Origin of the sequence: Deinococcus peraridilitoris DSM 19664, assembly GCF_000317835.1 — a bacterium.
GTDB lineage: Bacteria > Deinococcota > Deinococci > Deinococcales > Deinococcaceae > Deinococcus_A > Deinococcus_A peraridilitoris.
Window position 1 is genome coordinate 331,720 of the sequence record NC_019789.1, and the last position, 16,375, is coordinate 348,094.

Sequence of the window (16,375 nt, forward strand, 5' to 3'; positions counted from 1 at the left end):
ATACTCCTCTGGCCGGGCTCACCATTGGCTCCACCTGCCCTAAGGTGACCGTGTACTGAGGCAGGCTTCAACGCTTCCGTGAAATTTTTCATGCTGGGTGCATGTGGCTTCATCGTAGTACACATTTCTCGTAGAGGACTCACAAATTAGCGAACGATAAAAAAAGTTCTAAACCTCGTGCCAGACTTCACGGCAGTCCATTCTTCGCATATGGTGAGTCCATGGACGCCCACCAACCTCTCATTTTCTCAGCGGGTGAATGGGTGGTGATCGAGAAGAAAGGCCGACCCTGGCGCCTCACCACCATTGAATCCACCAGCGAGGGTGAAGTGAGCGTGTACGGAGGCTACCGGTACTGCGCCCTCAGCGGCTGGCGGCTGGACGCCGAATTTCAGCAGGGCCAACGGCTGGCCCCCATCACCCCTGAACGGCTCGATTACCTGGTGCTGGGGCAACTGCAGGAGGCCCTGGCCAAACCACCCGCCAGCCCGCCCTCGCGGGCCTGGCTCGACCAGCTGTCCGCGCTGGCCAGCGCTTCCCTGCGGCTCAATGGACCGAGCGGCGTGCTGAGGCTGCCCGGTCCGTCCGCCTGACTGCCGACCGCCACACCTTCATCGGGGCCGTCAGGGTTTTGTCAGAACCGCCGCGCTACGCTGAGGCAAGTTCTTCAGCCACCGGTGTCCTGTTTCTTCCCCTTCGCCATCTCTGCAAGGATCCGACATGTCTTTTCTTGAGCTCGCCATGGCCATTGGTCTGCCCATCTCTGCCGTCGCGCTGGTCTTCAGCGGACGCGAACTCCACGACCGCCTGACCATTCGTCAGCGCGAACGCGAGAAAAACCGCGAGCTGCGCTCGTTCTGGAACAGCCGGCATCCCGGCGACTGACCGTCCACCAGCGCAGAGTGCTCCCCGGCCCGCCAGAGCCAGGGAGCACTTTTTTTACGCTTTCTTTTTCGTCGGACCAGCAACCGGAAAGGCAACCACACCTGCTTCCCCGGTCGTGCAAGCCCGCTTCAGACCCTTTCTACCGCACGGGTTTCAAACCGCGAAAGCGCTGCTTTTGCTCCTCCTCGCCGTACCCGTACCCGTAATACGAACTGCGGTTGCGGGGCAGCTTGTTGAGCGCCAGGCCCAGCACGCCCACGCCCGCGGTGCGGGCATTCTCCAGCGAACGTTCCACGTCCGACAGGCGCGTCTTGCCCGCCTCGACCACCAGCAGCACCCCGTCCGCGTTGCGCGCGAGCGACAGCGTGTCCGGCAGCGACAGCATCGGCGGTGAATCGATCAGCACCACGTCATACCCGGCCGCCCAGCGCTCCAGCAACTTCGGCAGCGCCGGCTGGTTGAGAATGTTGGTGGCTTCCCCGCCCCGCGCACCTTTGCCGGCCGGCAGCAGATCCACTCCTTCCGAGACCCGCACCGCATGCGCCGCTTCCGGCTGCAAGAAGGCGCCGCTGAGGGTTGCCACGGGCGCCTGGCCCGCCTGCGCACCGGGCAACGCCACCAGTTCGGTCTGCTCAGGCGCCCACACCTTGAACTGGGTGGGACGGCGCAAATCCGCGTCGATCACCAGCACCCGCAATCCACCGGACGCCAGGTTGGCCGCCAGGGCCGCCGTCAGGCTGCTTTTGCCTTCGCTGGCATGCGCACTCGACACCACCAGCCGCCGTTGCCGATCGCCGGGCAGCACGCTCAGCAAATTGATGCGCAAAAACCCCACGCTTTCGTACAGCGGCCCGCTTTCACTGGCCGCCACAAAACCACCCTGCAGGTGTTTGCGCTGCACCAGCGGCAATTGCCCCAACACCGGCAACCCCAACGCCAGCAGATCATCGGTGCCGTTCACCCGCCGGCGCAGGCTGTCACTCAAAAGGGCCAGCCCCGAGCTGAGAAACAACGCCAGCAACCCCGCCAGCGCCGCGTTGCGGGTCGGCCGTGGCGCCACCGGACGGCGCGGCGCGACCGGCTCCGCCACCAAGCTGAGGGTGCCGCTGGCCGCCGCTTCCAGCACGGTCACCTGCGACAGGTTCTGCAGCAGCTGCCCGCGCGCGGCGATCAGGCTCTGACGGTCGAGGCTGCCGGCCGGCGCGGCCTGCAAACGGGCGGTGGTGTCACGCAACTGCGCCTGCACGCTGCGGCGCGCCCGGCTGACCCCCGCCTGCGCGCGCGCCGTGTCCCAGTCGAGTAGGGCCGTGACCCCGACTTCCGCCAAAGTCCGCGCCGCTTCCGGAGAACTGCCGGTCGCGCTGATTTCATACACCCCGCGCTGCTGCGGATCGAGCCGCGCTTTGACGGTGAAGCGCCTGAAGACGTTGTCGGCCAGCTCATTTTGCAGATCCCGGCGAATGACCGCGACGACGTCCGGCGGCAAGTCGGTTTTTTCCAGCCCCTCCAGCACCGCGCCCACCACGCGCCGGCTGTGCAGGGCTTCCTGCAGCGCCCCTTGCGGAAGGGGCGGCGCGGTCACCAGGGTGTTGTTGATCAGGGAGTTGCCGGCCTCGTTGCTGCCGGCCATCACGCTGGTGGTGGCCCGGTATACCGGCGCCTGCTGTTTGGACAGCAGGAAGGTGCCTCCCGCCGCCAGCGCGCTGGTCAGCGCGATCAGCGGCGCGTGACGCCGCAGCGCCTGAAAAACCTGCCGCAGATCGATCTCATCCGGGCGGGGAGCAGAAGGAGAAGTCATCATCAACGCTTAATGTAATGCCAAAGCGACGTCCAAAGGTGGGAAGTTCATTGCACTCGCAGACCCCGCCTTCCGCCGGCATTCCCCGCGGGGAACAATGGACACCCTACGATCAACGGACGTCAACGCGACTTCCGCTCGCGCTCCGCGCCAACCCAGCTACCCTGGCTTCACCCGCGGTCCGGGGCACTGCCGGAGCCAAACCGCTCAGCCTCAGCTTCTGTCGCCCACACCCCCGAGACCTGCCGGTATTCGGCCGCGCCCGCGCTCGGGAAGCGACACCACCTGCAAGTTCCGGCGGCGGTTATCGAGGCTATTGCCGTTTCGGTGCTCGACGCGCAGGCGCTGTTCGCAACCCTCCAAACCCAGCAGCAGCGAGGGCAGCACGATCACCGAGCCACCCACATCGGCCACGACCTGCTGCGGCTCGCGCCGGCTGAGCCGCCAGATGTACTGCCACGCCACGTCAGCGTCCTCGTCATCGACGAGCGCCCGCATGAACAGGCTGTTGTTCCGCTTCCACCGTCCACACACCGGAATCTCGATCATGCCTGAGGCTGCCTCTTCGCCTGGGAATCACCCGTCGGGGCCGATGCGGACGGGAAGTCAGCGGACCGTCAGGCGAGAATCCCCACCAGGCTGACTTCGACGCGGACGATAGTCCGCTTGTCAAAACTGCGTCCGGACGCCCGACGCGTGCGGGGATACAGCAAAGCCCTGTGGTGCGAGACCGCTGGCTCTCCGCTCCGGTCAATGAGGACCCATCCCAGCAGCTACTCGTTGTAGGCACCCGCCCACAGAAAGGTGGCCGCTGCAGCGAAGTGCGTCCTGCTCGTGACCGGCCTCCTCCGGGTGAGCTCAGTGGCTCGGCCAGCCCACCCGCCCCTACGCCGAGATCTACAGAGCTCGAACGGCCCGCCGGACTTTCATTTTCGTTCATCAGGCACTGGCCACCAGGCGGGTGGGGATGTTCAGCTCCTGAGCCTGACGTTCCACCGCGCCGAGGAGCCGCCGCATCTGCCGCGTGAACTTGCTGCGGTCATGACTGCGCACGTAGAACCCATCATGCAGCCACAGCACGATCGAGTAATCATCTGTCCGGCGCGCCAGGTCGAAGATGGGCCACATCAGCTTCACTTCATACGACTGCGCTTCGTAAGCCAGCAGCGTGCGGATGTTCCGGCTTTGCGGCTCCAGCGGGTGAAACCGGCCGAAGGCGTCCCGCATTCCCCCGTCCCTTTTGATGGCCTTCATTCGGCGGTCGCGAGCGTCCAGCAGGCTCTGAAACACCGGCGACGCCAGCAGCCGCTCCGCCCGCTCTTCACCGATGTCTTTGGCCAGTACCTGCCTCAGCATCCACCTCGTGCGGCCGAACACCGCCGCGTACACGCAGATCTTGACGCTCGGCTTGTGCTCGTCCGACAAACCCGCCTGGCGCAGCAACAGCGGCCAGATCGAGCCATGCTCCCGCAAGAGCGCATGGATGTCGGGAATGTCCCATAAACAGGCTACGACCGCCGGTTGCGCGTTTTCCAGATCGTACTGGGCCGCGTCGTGCAGCAGGCAGCGGCGCACCACGCCCGAGCACAGTGCGAGCGAGGATCCGATGGTGTAGATCCTTGGGGACTTGCGGACCTGCTGGTAGGTGGGTTCGAACTGCCAGGGCAGGCTGCGCAGGATCCGCAAGTTGGCGTCCACTTTGGTGGCGGGCAAGGTCAGGCACACACCATAGGCGGCGTCCAGCCGCTCGCGGTGCGGCGCGTACACGCGCGGCGAGACACCGTTGAGGTAACGGACGCCGTCAGCGTTCGGGTGGGAAGGGTCGACCGCGACGTGCTGCCGCACTTGCCGCCACCGCTCGTTCACACCACGCCAACCCACCGCTTTACCGGTTTCGAAGTCCACCGGCTCGAACAGCTGCTGCTGCGGGGTGCGCAGTTCCTGCTGCAATCCGGCGTCCAGGGCCGGCTCCAGCCGCAAGGTCAGCACGCGCGCCCGTCCCGCTTCGTGGTCGTAAGGGGACAGCGTCGCCTCGAGGCCACACGCGTCCACGAAGCCCGTCAGAAAAAGTAAGGAGCGGTAACGGCCGCCTCGCAGCTCCTTTTCCTTGCCTTCCAGCGCCGCTGCCAGCGGGCGGGGAATCACCGCGCCGCGCTCTGCCTGGTATTCATCAAGAAAGGGGGTGAAGAGAACGTGCCCCAACGGGCGCCAGTACGCCAGTTGATCGCGGAGGCGCGGCATCCGGCCCAGGAGGGTCTCACGGAAAGCGCGGGAAACGACGGCACGCTGCGGGCGAATCAACGAAGGATCGAACATGCCGATCATCAGGCCGGACGCAGCGGGCACTATCCTGAACACTCATGGCGGGGGGGTAATGCATAATGCAGCTTCAGCTCTTCAGTTTCCCTACGCCAGCATGGAGTCCAGCCGCCTCGGGGTGAGACACCAGTAGAGGGTGAGGCCCTTCCGATGGCCGCTCCCCCGCCGCCCCAGCCGACGGTCGACCTTCTTGCTGCTGTCTATCTGACCGTTCCCCGCGGGGAACGACATCGCCAGGCTGCGGATGATCCGGCTCAGCGGCTTTCCCCCTTCCACCATGCGCCCACGAACTTCCTCTCGGCATCACTGCTTGAACAGGCTTTCCAGCTGCTGCCAGGGGGTGGGCGGCAGGGCTTCCTCCGGGAGTCCCGCATTCCCCAGCAGCCTGGAGAGCTCGATGTGCGAAATGCGGTACTGCCGGCAGATGCTGACCGCCTCGATCTCCCCCCGCCGGATCATCCGCCGGATGGTCGCCTCGGATACCCGCAGCAGCTCCGCGAGTTCCGAGGGCGTGTAGAAGTAGCGCGGTTGGGGTTCGAACTTCACGACCGGGCTCCCGGGCGGGGATAAATTTCGTCGGCGACAATCGCAACTCGGGCATGGGGAGGCACGACGTTCACTGCGTGCACCAACTCCGGGTTCGCCCGACGGTGGTCGAGGCGGTTGCCGTTAAGGTGCCGTACACGCTGGCCCGGCTGGGCCTCGAGCAGCAGGCGGTGCAGCAGTACTGTTCCGCGTTCCGTGACCGCCATGGCGTACTGCCGCTCACGCCCACCGAGGTGCCAGCGGTAGCGCCGGGCGAGAGGTTCGTCGGCCGCGTCCACCAGCGTGTACGCGACGATGCAGCCGTTCATGCCGGAGTACCGGCCATATACCAAAAGTTCTGCCATACCCGATCGTCCAGCTCAGACGGGGCACCACTCCGGAGAAGTGAGCGGTCTTTACCCGGAACGAGCCTGCCGCGGAGCTGGAGCGGCACGCTTCCGAACGACTGCTCGCCTGTCGGCAGTGCCGACGATCAAAAATCAACTGCAATTCATGGCAAAAAGTGCAGCAATGTCAGCCGAAAACCAGCCAAAACGATCTTGCCTATGCAGCTTCGACAGGCCTTCAGGAAGCCGAGCGGGACGAAAGTGCGTACCAGACGCTGTGGATCGTCTCCGCCAAACCCGCCCTGTCCGAGTTTCCCAAAAGGGGAGTTTTTTTTTGAGAAATCAGCGGTCCCCGCGAAAAAACGGCGTAGGGTCAAAGTATGGCTGACTTCCCTATCACCCGAGCGCCCCAACAACACGATTCCGATTGCAGCAACAACGAGGGGTCATCACCGCACGGCCAGCGTGCCGGCGTGGCCCAGAAGCAGGAGAGGCCCTGGGCTGGCATACCGCTTCCCTCCAGTGCAGTACGTCGCCAAATCACGATCCAGCTTCGATGGAGCCGGGTTCCCGTTTGGGACAGGTCCAGTGAGGAGACGACCGTCCCTTCCATGAGCCTCTCCACCCTGGCAGGCTTCACGCACCTTACCGACATCACCTACGCCCAGCGCGGCGTGCTCGCCCTGATTCTGGCACTCGGCGGCGCCGCCACCCACAAGCAGCTCGCCGAAGCCGGCAAGAACAAGGCCGAAGCGGTCAAGCACCTCACCAAGCAGCTCAAGAAGCTCGGCTACCTGGACAACCCCCGTCAGCGTGACGCGAACAACCGTTTCCTGGCGAGCCCGTACGTCCTGACCGACAAGGCCAAGTGCCTCACCGGGGAGGGGTAAGGAGATTGCCCCTCCCTCCCGGCGGGTCAGTCATTTAATGCCCGGGCCCTCGGCGAGGGTAGGGCGAGGAGACGCTATGCCCCATATCCGCTACAACGACTACGCCAACCCCCTGAACCAGCTCGGCCGCAAGCGCGCCGCCATCCTTCAGGAACTCGAATCGCAGGCCGACGCCAACGGTCTCACGAAGATCAACCTGATCGACTTCGGCGAACGCTGGATTCGTCAGCCCGGCGAGCCAGCAAGTCACCCCTCTTCATACTTTCAGCGCGCCCAGTCCGAATTGATCGCCCTCGACAACCACGGCTTTCTGGAACTCATCTCGCTCAGCCGCCGTCACAAGGAAACCACCATCATCAAAGTCAAACCCGGGCAGTTCGAGCGTAAACACTACGCGACGATCGAGCTCGTCCCAAGCGAACTGCGTTCCCCGCGGGGAATGTTCACGCTTGGCCGCACGCTGCACCTCTACCTGTGGCTGCACACGCTGGCGGTCGAAACCGACAGCCAGGACGGCGGCGTCACCTTCGACCGCATCGAGTACGCCTCCACCTTCCTGGTCGGGATCCCCGACATCATGGAGCAACTCGAACACATCGCGCACCTCGGCCGCATCGAGGCCGCCCCGAAACTGCAAGGCGACCACGTCACGATCAAGCTCAAGGATTTCTGCGCCCTGGGGTGGTTCTCGTGAGCGAAATCATTCGCAAGGTACGCTCTCGGGAGAACCCATACTCTCAGATCTACCGCAGGGCATTGCAGGACGACCGTTTGTCGTGGAACGCCCGCGGCATCATGGGCTACCTGCTGAGCAAGCCGGACAACTGGACGGTCAGCGTGAGCGACCTGATCAAGCAGGGTCACCTCAAGCGTGACGGCATTCGCGCCGTGCTCAAGGAGCTGCAGGCGACCGGCTACCTATGGCGCCACAAAACCGCGGCCCAGGCGGCACTTTCGTGTGGATTTCGGAAGTCTACGAGGACCCGGCCGACAATCCGCATTTCCCGCAAATCACTACTGCGGCAAATCCAGGTAGTTCAGTGAGATGAACCCGCGGTTCAGGGGTAGAGCGGGGTGCCCAGCAGCTCGGCCAGCAGCCAGGGGCGCTCGGCGAGACCGGCGGCCATGGCGGGTGTGCGACGCTGGTACTTGCGATGCTGAGCCAGACCAACGAGGACGGCCGTAAGCGCAACGGGCCGCCCGAGAAGACCGACGTCGCCCGCGCGAAGGTGATGACCACCCGCGTCGGTCTGGTCGTGACCGGTCACCGACCTGTCACGGAAGCGGACCTCGCGCAAACCGAGAAGGACGAGAACGGCGAGAGCGTGCCGGGACGGCGTGCCCGTCACTGGCTTGCCGTTCGCAAGACGCGTGGTGGCAGTGTGAAAGAGCTCGAAATGACTTCGGATGCCAAAACCGGAAGGTGGTCTAACCCCCAGCAAGCCGCGTTCTAACCTCAAAAACCTGAAACCGTCTTGAGGACAAGGTTTTGGTAAGTTTTACGTCCCGCTGAGCTGGCTTCAACTGCTCGGCCCGCTTCCCCGCTTCCGGGAAGCGGGCTTGCGTTCGTGCCCTCCCCCCCGTCCGGATCGAACTCGAGCAGGTCGGTGATGTCCACAGGCTCGCCAGTCATCTGACGGAGACCTGCGATAACGCTTGCGAGTGTAGGCAGGTCAACCCGAGTTGGTTCATCTCCGCGACGGACAAGGCGATAGACCGTGTTCATACGCGTAGTACCCATTACCTTCACCAAAGCGTAGGTACTGATTCCTCTTTGATCGAGAAAATCTGCGAGTTTCCAACGAACAGTAGCCATCTACCTCATTGTGCTGTTATTTGGCGTTTTTTCCTGGTTTACCTTGATGGTGTTAACGCTTAGTGGTAAAATGAAAATCCGGGTGAGGCGAAAAGGCCTACGAAACCAGCGCCTCACCCGGAATCCAACCTTAGAGCATTTGTCAGTAGGATAGAAGGATGAGGGCGTATTCGTTGGATTTACGAGAGCGAGTGGTGGCGGCATACCAGGACACGCCAGTGATCGCGCAAGTGGCCCGCACCTTCCGGCTGAGTGAATCAGCGGTACGCAGCTATGTGCGGGCTCACGCTGCAGGCCAGCCCCTGGCGCCAGTCCGGCACAAAGGCCGGGTACGAATCCTGGGAGAAGCCAGCCACACCGCCCTACGAGCCCAGGTGGAGCAGTACCCCGACGCGACCCTTGCCGAGCACGTGGAGTACTACTTCGAGCAGCATGGCGTGCGGGTCAGCATCAAAACCATGGACCGCATGTTCGAACGGCTCTCAATCACGAGAAAAAAAGACCGTCCGCGCCACTGAACAGTCCCCTGAAGCTCGAGCCGCCTTTGTGAATGAGATAACTGGACTGAAGCTGCACGACCTGGTGTGCTTCGACGAAAGTGGCTTCCACACCGGGATGAGTCGCGTCTATGCCAGGGCCCCACGAAATCAGCGAGCCTTTGCCCGCGTTCCGAGAAACACCGGCAAGAACCTCACCTTGCTGTGTGCCATGAGCTCGCAGGGCTCACAGGCGGAACTGGTGATCGAAGGTGCGGTGAATACTGAGCTCTTCGAGGTGTAGGTGCGTGAGGGGCTTTGTCCGACGCTCGTACCCGGGCTGATGGTTAACCCGGCTTCTCATAAGCGGGATGCGTCCGCCACTTGATCAAAGCCACGGGGCTGTCACCTGATCTACCTGCCCCCTACAGTCTGAACTTCAATCCTATCGAGATGCTGTTCTCCAGGCTCAAAGCCTTACTCAGGGGCTGGGCTTCCCGATCTGCTGCTGTCACCTCAACCGATATCCTCGGCTGGTTCTCTCACGCCCTATCCCACCAATCAATATGACAAACGCTCCATGAGCGCTGAACTTCCCTTGGCTCAGCTCGACACACCTACCTGTCAGGACCGTAAGGAAGCGATCCATTCACCTTACGGCTCAGGGCAGCGGGCCGAGGCCCACTCGCTGGCGGTACGCCGCGATGGGCCAGGCCCGCCCTCCGCCCTGGCGCACCCACTCGATGTCGCCAGCCGCCGTGCGCTGCAACCGGAGCGGCTCACCGACCGCCCCGAAGCCAGCCTCCGGTTCGGGTATCAGCGTCTCGGCGTCGACCACGGTCCATTCCGTGGCACTCAGAGCAGGATCGCCCTGCGGCGTCAGGGACACCAGGCGGCCTCCCAGATTGACCAGGTCGAACACGCCCCAGTCGGTGGCAAAGCGACCGGTGAAGGTATCCAGGTCGGAGCCCGGCGCATCGGTGGTCTTCTTCTCCGGCACGCTCATCGCCAGATCGATCAGCTTGATGAGGTTCGTCGCCCAATCGGTTGCGGGGCCGCCCAGGCAATTCGTGAGGACGGATACAGCCAGGCCCGATTCCGGGTCGAGCCATGACTGCGTGATGTACCCAGGAAAGCCGCCCGAATGGCCGACGACCGTGCGCTCCCCGATCTCCTCGACCATGAAGCCCAGTCCGTACCAGCGCTTCACAGGTCGGCTGATCTCGGATTCCTTGCGCTGCATCAGGCGCCTGGACGCGTCCGTGAGCAATTCGACACGTCCCAGTGCGTGCGCGGCCAGGTAGGCTGTGACATCTTCCGCCGTACCGTAAAACCCTGTGGCCGCCGCCATCGCCCGCGTATCCGAAGACGGCAGCACCCGCCGGGGGTCGTTGCCTGCCAACCGCCCGCTGTGCCCAGCCGCCAGCTCGCTTTCGCGTCCCTGCGGCAGTTCCGGCCCCAGGTTGGTCAGCGCGAGCGGTCCGGTGATGTGCGCCGCCACGTAGTCCTCGTACGTCTGGCCGCTGGCCACCTCGATGATCAGGCCCAGCAGCGAGTAGCCCATGTTCGAGTACTTGAAGAACTGATTCGGTGGGTACACGGCGTCTGCCCGGCACAGTGCGACCAGGGCGTCACGGTCGGGGAAATCGTGGAGCTGCTGCCAGTAGTCGCTGTCGGCCCCATCGCGGTTGATGCCGGACTGGTGCCCCAGGAGTGCCCGTACCGTCAACCCCGCTGGGGGCGATCCCGCCAGTTCCGGCAGCCAGCGGCCCACCAGGTCGTCCAAACGCAGCGTTCCGGTCTCGGCCAGTTGGAAGATCGCGGTTGCGGTGAAGGTCTTGGAGTGCGAGGCGATACGGAAGAGGTGCCGTGGTGTGAGCCGCTGCCCCGTGGCCTCGTTCGCCACGCCCAGCGCAAAGGAGGCCGCCAGCTTACCGCTTACCCGCACTGCCACCTGTACGCCCGGCACCCGCGCTTGGTCCCGCTGGTACTCCAACCATGACTGGAGGTAGGGAGCCAGGGCGCGTACGGTGTCGAAAAGTGGCATGAGGGCAGGATAACGCCTGAGGCACAAACCGGTGTCCGAGAGCGTGGTGTGGTCTGGCGAACCTCAATGGTTGGATCAGGGCGCGGTTGTGTTACCAGAACTGGGATGAACTCGTCTGATCCACTGTGACTGAGACTGCCTCGGTTTGCGTGCTTTCAGTGACGCCGCCTTGCGTTCCCTGAACTGCTCGAATTCTACCGGGGTCTTGTAGCTCAACGGCGAGTGCCACCGTTGTCGGTAGTAGGGTCTGTAGGCCAATGGTAGAAACCGTGTTTGGAGACCTATCTTTTTGTGCTGTAACGCGAGGAAATCACAGATGCGCAATGGGAACGTCAGCCGACCACTGGCTTCGGACAGGAAAAAGGTGGGGCTCCTCGGGTCCGGTGGACTTGGTGTACGTCGCCTAATGAGGGTTATTCGTTGAGGCGGTGATTGACGCTGTCGCTTGGGGGTGCTCCTGCTGAAGAAGGTGAATGTCCGTGGTCGTTGGTGCGTGCCTTACGGGGGCGCGTATGAATGGCTACGAGCGGGTGTCACCTGGCGCGAAAAGTTATAGAAAATTGCGTGTGCAACGGAATTGGGGACGCCATGGAGCATCAATGGACACCAGGTTCCTGGGTGGAGCTTCCACCTACGGATCAGAAGGCCAGGAGTTCGAATCTCTTCGGGTGCACCAGGAAAACCCACTCTTCGAGTGGGTTTTTACTTTCGTCCTGACGGCGAGTTGCCAACGTGTGCCTTGTTCGTGTCTTACGAGCCCCCAAGGCTGAAGAGAAGGGGCTCGTCACGCAAGGCTGGTGGGGTCAGCACCGCCAGGGTCATCGTTGACTTGTCACAGCTGCACGACTTTCAGCCCTTTGACCTCAAACAGCCTGACGCAGCCAGTACAGCTGTACTTGGTGTCCGACATTGCTCTACTTCCTCAGTCCGTAGGTTTCGCGGCGTCAATATCGTGAAGCGGAGAAACAAAATGATGTTCCCGCTGAAGGGCGTGGCTGTTCAAGGAGAATCTGCGGCGTCCACGCCTTCAGGAAGTTCTGCAGTTGCCTCCAGGATGCTGCACCCGCTCATTGTGAGGGTCGAAGGACACGCTTTTCAGCGTGTCCTTCTGCTGAGGCGGGTGTAAGGCGAAGTGCGTTGGCGTCGCTGACGCAGCGCTGCCCGTAGGTCACCTGATGATGGGGAAGGTAACTGCGCAGCAGCGTGAATACGAAGGGGGTGAGGGCGCCCCCGCAGGCGGTGAGGTCATGTTGTGCTGGGTGGAGGCGGGTGAGGTTCGACAAGAGCCTCGCGAGTTCTCTTGCAGCGTTTGCGATGATGGCTTGCGCCACCGGATCACCTTCTTGTGCTGCTTCGGTTACCAGGGGCGCCAGGCTGGCGAGGTGGCTGCGTTCGCTGCCGTACACGAATGCCCGGAGAGTTGGCCAGTCGAGGGGACCGAGTGAGGATTGCAGTTTGGCCGTCAATACCGGTGGTGGCGGTTGGCCGTCATCCTTGATTCGTAGCAGGCATTTCAGGCTTTCCCGCGCGAGCCACCACGCGCCACCTTCGTCGCCCAGCAGGTATCCGTAGCCCCCGGTGCGGTGAGCTTTGCCTTGCGAATCGAGCAGGTAGGCGATGCTGCCCGTTCCGGCGTACAGCAAGGCGCCCGCACCAGGCTCGTAGTACGCGAGGTACGTGAGGTGCAGGTCGCTGTGGACCTGTACCGCTTGTTCTGGGAGTGCAAAGGTGCGGGAGAGTAAGGTGCGGAGCGTCAGCGCTGAAGGCTCGCCAGCGTCGAGGCCGGTGATACCAGCGAGCACCGAGCTCAGGTTCACGTCCGGCCAGGCTTGGTGGACGCTGGCGTGCAGGTGCTGCAGTCGTTCTGTCGCGTTGCCCTGCTGGGTTTTGCTGAAGAGATGCCCGGTAAGGGCGGGGGCGTCACCGCGAGCGAGGATGTTCCCGTGGTGCGCGAGTGACCACTTCACGCGAGTCGCGCCTGCGTCTATGCCGAGTTGCATCATTCACTCCAGGCGTGGACGAGTCTCCGGGTGATTTCGCGCGGATTGGTGATGGCTGTGCCTACGACAACCGCGTTAGCGCCGGCTTCACGTGCGGCCCTGATGTCGTGTGGTGTTTGTATGCGGCCCTCTGCGACGATGGGGATGTCAAGGTGGGAGGCGAGGGCTTGCACGAGCTGAACATCTGGACCTGGTAGGGTCGGGGAGGTGCTGGTGTATCCACTGAGTGTGGTGGCTACGTAGTCAACCCCGTATTCGGCGGCGCGCATTCCTTCATCGCTGGTGCTGATGTCGGCCATGACGAACTTACCGAGCTCTTCGTGTATGAAGCGAATCAGGTCAGGCAGGGGGACAGGGCGTGGACGGTGCGTCGCGTCAATCGCGATGATGTCCGCGCCGGCTTGCGCGGCCAGCCTTGCCGAGCCGAAGTCCGGAGTGATGTACACGTCGTAGGGACTGCCGAATACTTTTTGAATTCCGATGATTGGGAGGTTGCTGGCGTCCCGAATGGCACGGATGTCACTTGCGCCGTTGGCGCGCAGGCCGACCGCGCCGGCTTGCGCGGCTGCGAGGGCCATGGCTCGCATGAACTGCGGCCCGTGCAGTGGATTGTCAGCGCGGGCTTGACAGGACACGATGACTCCTGTGGGCAGTGGGCGTGCTGGGAAATTTGGGGTGTTCTGGTGGAGGACGCTGCGCAGGCGTCCATGGTGGGCGTCCAGGAGTGCGCGCGCGCAGTGTGCATCGACGCCTTGAGTGGCGGTCACGATCGCAGTTTTGACGTTCCAGTTGGCTTGACGCAGGTGCGTGACGGCCTGCTGGGGTTCGATTTGCGCTGCTTCCTGCACCAGTCGGTTGGCGCGATTGACAAGCTTTTCATTGGTGGCGACGAGGTCCACCATGAGGTTCTGGTAGACCTTTCCGAGCTGGACCATGACGGTGGTACTGAGCAAATTCAACGCAATTTTTTGGGCGGTGCCGGCTTTGAGTCTGGTGGAGCCACTCAGCACTTCTGGACCGGTGTCCAGCAGGACGGCGTGCTCGGAGAGGCCGAGTACCGGCGTACCCGGGTTGTTCGCGATGCCGATGGTGAGCGCTCCGCTTTGACGCGCAAGTTGCAGGACACGGCAGACGTAGGGGGTGGTACCGCTGGCTGCAACGGCGAGGATGACATCGTGCTCGGTGATATTCGCTTGCAGGTAGTGGTGTTCGGCAGTGGTAACGTCGTCTTCGGCATTCTCTACCGCCGCGAAGAACGAGTCTCGACCGCCTGCCACGAGATTTACGGTGCGCTCGGGTGGCCAGCTGAAGGTGGGGGTGAGTTCCGCAGCGTCGATCATGCCGAGCCTTCCGCTGGTACCCGCACCTGCGTAGACGATTCGGCCGCCGTGGCGTAAGCGCTCACTTGCGGCCTTCGCGGCGGCTGTCAGTTGTGGCAGGCTGGCGCGCACGGCACGGATGGCCCCCTCCTGGTCGTTCAGCAGTCGTTCGAGCAGGTTGCGTTCGTCCAGCAGGTCAAGGTCGGCAAAGCGGACTTCAATTTGCTCTGTGGGGAGTGACGTGGTGATCATTTTACGGCTCCAGCAGTCAGCCCCGCGATGAATTGTCGTGAGAGCAGGATGTACGCCACGGTGATGGGAAGCACGGAGAGGGTCAGCCCGGCGAACAGCACGCTCCAGTCAGTGCTGTATTCACCCATGAACATGGTGAGTCCTTGTGGGAGCGTTTTGAGGGCGGCAGACTGAATGAAGATCAGCGGGAAGAAGAAATCGTTCCAGATGGGTACGGCGTTGTAGATTCCCGCGATGATCATGGCGGGACGGACCAGCGGCAGCATGATGGTCCACATGATGCGCGCCTCGCTGGCGCCGTCGAGGCGTGCAGATTCTTCCAGCTCGGCTGGCAGGGTCTTCACGAAGCCGGTGATGATGAATACGGCGCTTGGTAATCCCATGGCAGCGTAAATGAAAATCAGCGACCAATGCGTGTCGATCAACTGCAATGCCTTGAGCTGCAGGAATAACGGGATGACGGCCAGCTTCAGCGGAATCATCAGGCCGCTCAGGAAGAACAGGAAGATCACTTCGTTGCCGCGGAAGACGTACCGCCCCAAGGCGTAGGCGGCCATGGTGCCGAGAATCAGGATGAGGAGCAGTGAGCTGCCGGTCACCAGCAGGCTGTTGAACAGGTAGCGTGGAAACTCGGTTTCGCTGAGTACGCGGGTGTAGGCGTCCAGCTGGAGTGGTGTGGTGAGGCTGAAGGGTTTGGAGAGCAGATCGCTGTTGCTTTTGAAGCCCGCGATGAGCATGAAGAGGATCGGGACGAGCATCACCAGGGCGTTCAGGGTGAGCAGTCCCTGCACGAGCAGGTGGTGGGTGGGGTTGGATCTCACGCTATCTCCGCTTCAGAGTTCGGTTTCACGGCGCCGCAGTATGCGCGTCAGAATGACCGAGCAGATCAGGATGAACAGGAACATCAGGACCGCCAGGGCGCTCCCGAGTCCGAAGTTCTGGAAGCTGCTTCCGACGTTTCCGAAGGCTGTGCGGTAAAAGTACAGGCCGAGGACGTCGGTGCCGTAAGGACCGTCGAGTCCGGCCATGATGTACGGCAGCTCGAACCAGTTGAATGCCCCGATGAAGGTGAGGATGACGATGATGGTCACGGCGGGGGCGATGAGAGGCCAGACGATTCGTCGAAGCAGCACGCCTTCACTGGCACCGTCCAGCCGAGCCGCTTCGATCAGTTCGGTGGGGATGCGCTGAATGGCCGCGAGGAAAACCAGCGTGGGGAAGCCCACCCAGTGCCAGGTGTTCACCAGCATCAGCGCGGGCAGCGCGGTGCTTTCCTGGCCCAGCCAGGGTTGCGCGAGGTGAGAGAGATTCAGGGCGCTGAGGGCCATGTTGAACGCGCCGAACAGCGGGTTGAGCAGCAGCTTCCACTGCACTCCGATGATGATGGTGGACAGGATGACGGGTAAGAACACCACGACCTGATGAAAGCGGAAGCCGCGGAATTGCTTGCTTAAAAAGTAAGCCAGGAAGAACGCGGTGCCATTCTGCACGACCATCAGTGTCAGGAAGACGATCACGTTATGCCCGAAGGCGGTGTAGGTGGTGGTGCTGTACGGCGGGGTGAACAGTACGGTGCGGAAGTTCTGCAGGCCGATGTATTCGGTGCGGCGTAAACCGTCCCAGTCGTACACGCTGTACCAGAAGGCGCTGAGGATCGGCAGAATCACGAAGGTGCTGAAGAACAGCGCGGGCGGGATGAGC

General features: G+C 62.8%; 18 protein-coding genes. 8 read left to right on the plus strand and 10 right to left on the minus strand.

The annotated features are described in order from the left end of the window. Positions 1-221: 221 nt before the first annotated feature. Together DEIPE_RS20285 and DEIPE_RS24240 are read left to right on the plus strand one after the other, a co-directional pair. Positions 222-593: a hypothetical protein gene (locus tag DEIPE_RS20285; RefSeq protein ID WP_015231429.1), complete on the plus strand. Its 372-nt coding sequence runs from the start codon at positions 222-224 to the stop codon at positions 591-593. A 127-nt stretch (positions 594-720) separates the two neighbouring features. After that, positions 721-885, plus strand: coding sequence for a hypothetical protein (locus tag DEIPE_RS24240; protein WP_015231430.1), 165 nt, complete (start codon positions 721-723; stop codon positions 883-885). 139 nt (positions 886-1,024) lie between these two features. Here DEIPE_RS24240 and DEIPE_RS20290 read toward each other — a convergent pair whose 3' ends face one another. From DEIPE_RS20290 to DEIPE_RS22740, 5 genes are all read right to left on the minus strand, one after another. Further along, positions 1,025-2,683, minus strand: a complete 1,659-nt coding sequence (locus DEIPE_RS20290) for a polysaccharide biosynthesis tyrosine autokinase (protein ID WP_245557658.1) — start codon at positions 2,681-2,683, stop codon at positions 1,025-1,027. A 213-nt stretch (positions 2,684-2,896) separates the two neighbouring features. Continuing rightward, the gene (locus DEIPE_RS20295) at positions 2,897-3,232 is read right to left on the minus strand and encodes a hypothetical protein (protein WP_015231432.1); all 336 of its coding nucleotides are present in this window, start codon (positions 3,230-3,232) and stop codon (positions 2,897-2,899) included. Between the two features lie 390 nt (positions 3,233-3,622). Beyond that, on the minus strand, positions 3,623-5,029 hold the full coding sequence (locus DEIPE_RS22735) for a hypothetical protein (protein ID WP_157449112.1): 1,407 nt from the start codon (positions 5,027-5,029) through the stop codon (positions 3,623-3,625). Positions 5,030-5,305: 276 nt separating this feature from the next. Next, positions 5,306-5,548, minus strand: a complete 243-nt coding sequence (locus DEIPE_RS20315; RefSeq protein WP_015231435.1) for a helix-turn-helix domain-containing protein — start codon at positions 5,546-5,548, stop codon at positions 5,306-5,308. Beyond that, on the minus strand, positions 5,545-5,892 hold the full coding sequence (locus DEIPE_RS22740; RefSeq protein WP_015231436.1) for a hypothetical protein: 348 nt from the start codon (positions 5,890-5,892) through the stop codon (positions 5,545-5,547). The genes DEIPE_RS20315 and DEIPE_RS22740 overlap by 4 nt, the downstream gene beginning before the upstream one ends. Before the next feature lie 593 nt (positions 5,893-6,485). Between DEIPE_RS22740 and DEIPE_RS20325 the strand changes: the two genes are divergently transcribed. The 6 genes from DEIPE_RS20325 (at position 6,486) to DEIPE_RS22750 (ending at position 9,360) form a co-directional block, all read left to right on the plus strand. Continuing rightward, positions 6,486-6,764 carry a helix-turn-helix domain-containing protein gene (locus DEIPE_RS20325; RefSeq protein WP_015231437.1) on the plus strand — a complete coding sequence of 93 codons (279 nt, stop codon included), beginning with the start codon at positions 6,486-6,488 and terminating at the stop codon, positions 6,762-6,764. Between the two features lie 76 nt (positions 6,765-6,840). Further along, on the plus strand, positions 6,841-7,458 hold the full coding sequence (locus tag DEIPE_RS20330; protein WP_015231438.1) for a hypothetical protein: 618 nt from the start codon (positions 6,841-6,843) through the stop codon (positions 7,456-7,458). Then, a complete protein-coding gene (locus DEIPE_RS20335) occupies positions 7,455-7,808 on the plus strand; it encodes a hypothetical protein (protein ID WP_015231439.1) in 354 nt (117 codons plus the stop codon). Before DEIPE_RS20330 ends, DEIPE_RS20335 begins: the two co-directional genes overlap by 4 nt. A 110-nt stretch (positions 7,809-7,918) precedes the next feature. Further along, positions 7,919-8,218, plus strand: a complete 300-nt coding sequence (locus DEIPE_RS20340) for a hypothetical protein (protein WP_015231440.1) — start codon at positions 7,919-7,921, stop codon at positions 8,216-8,218. A 520-nt stretch (positions 8,219-8,738) separates the two neighbouring features. Then, on the plus strand, positions 8,739-9,098 hold the full coding sequence (locus DEIPE_RS20350; protein ID WP_083865919.1) for an IS630 transposase-related protein: 360 nt from the start codon (positions 8,739-8,741) through the stop codon (positions 9,096-9,098). Positions 9,099-9,126: 28 nt separating this feature from the next. After that, entirely contained in the window at positions 9,127-9,360 is a 234-nt protein-coding gene (locus DEIPE_RS22750) for a transposase (RefSeq protein WP_052326859.1), read from the plus strand. Positions 9,361-9,717: 357 nt separating this feature from the next. Here the strand turns inward: DEIPE_RS22750 and DEIPE_RS20360 are convergent, their stop codons facing one another. The 5 genes from DEIPE_RS20360 to DEIPE_RS20380 form a co-directional block, all read right to left on the minus strand. After that, positions 9,718-11,103, minus strand: a complete 1,386-nt coding sequence (locus tag DEIPE_RS20360; protein ID WP_015231441.1) for a serine hydrolase domain-containing protein — start codon at positions 11,101-11,103, stop codon at positions 9,718-9,720. A gap of 1,067 nt (positions 11,104-12,170) precedes the next feature. Then, the gene (locus DEIPE_RS20365; protein ID WP_157449113.1) at positions 12,171-13,106 is read right to left on the minus strand and encodes an N-acetylglucosamine kinase; all 936 of its coding nucleotides are present in this window, start codon (positions 13,104-13,106) and stop codon (positions 12,171-12,173) included. After that, positions 13,103-14,674: an N-acetylmuramic acid 6-phosphate etherase gene (locus DEIPE_RS24760; protein WP_015231443.1), complete on the minus strand. Its 1,572-nt coding sequence runs from the start codon at positions 14,672-14,674 to the stop codon at positions 13,103-13,105. Before DEIPE_RS24760 ends, DEIPE_RS20365 begins: the two co-directional genes overlap by 4 nt. Beyond that, entirely contained in the window at positions 14,671-15,495 is an 825-nt protein-coding gene (locus DEIPE_RS20375; protein WP_015231444.1) for a carbohydrate ABC transporter permease, read from the minus strand. The genes DEIPE_RS24760 and DEIPE_RS20375 overlap by 4 nt, the downstream gene beginning before the upstream one ends. A gap of 12 nt (positions 15,496-15,507) precedes the next feature. Continuing rightward, positions 15,508-16,341 carry a carbohydrate ABC transporter permease gene (locus tag DEIPE_RS20380; RefSeq protein ID WP_245557659.1) on the minus strand — a complete coding sequence of 278 codons (834 nt, stop codon included), beginning with the start codon at positions 16,339-16,341 and terminating at the stop codon, positions 15,508-15,510. Positions 16,342-16,375 lie beyond the last annotated feature (34 nt).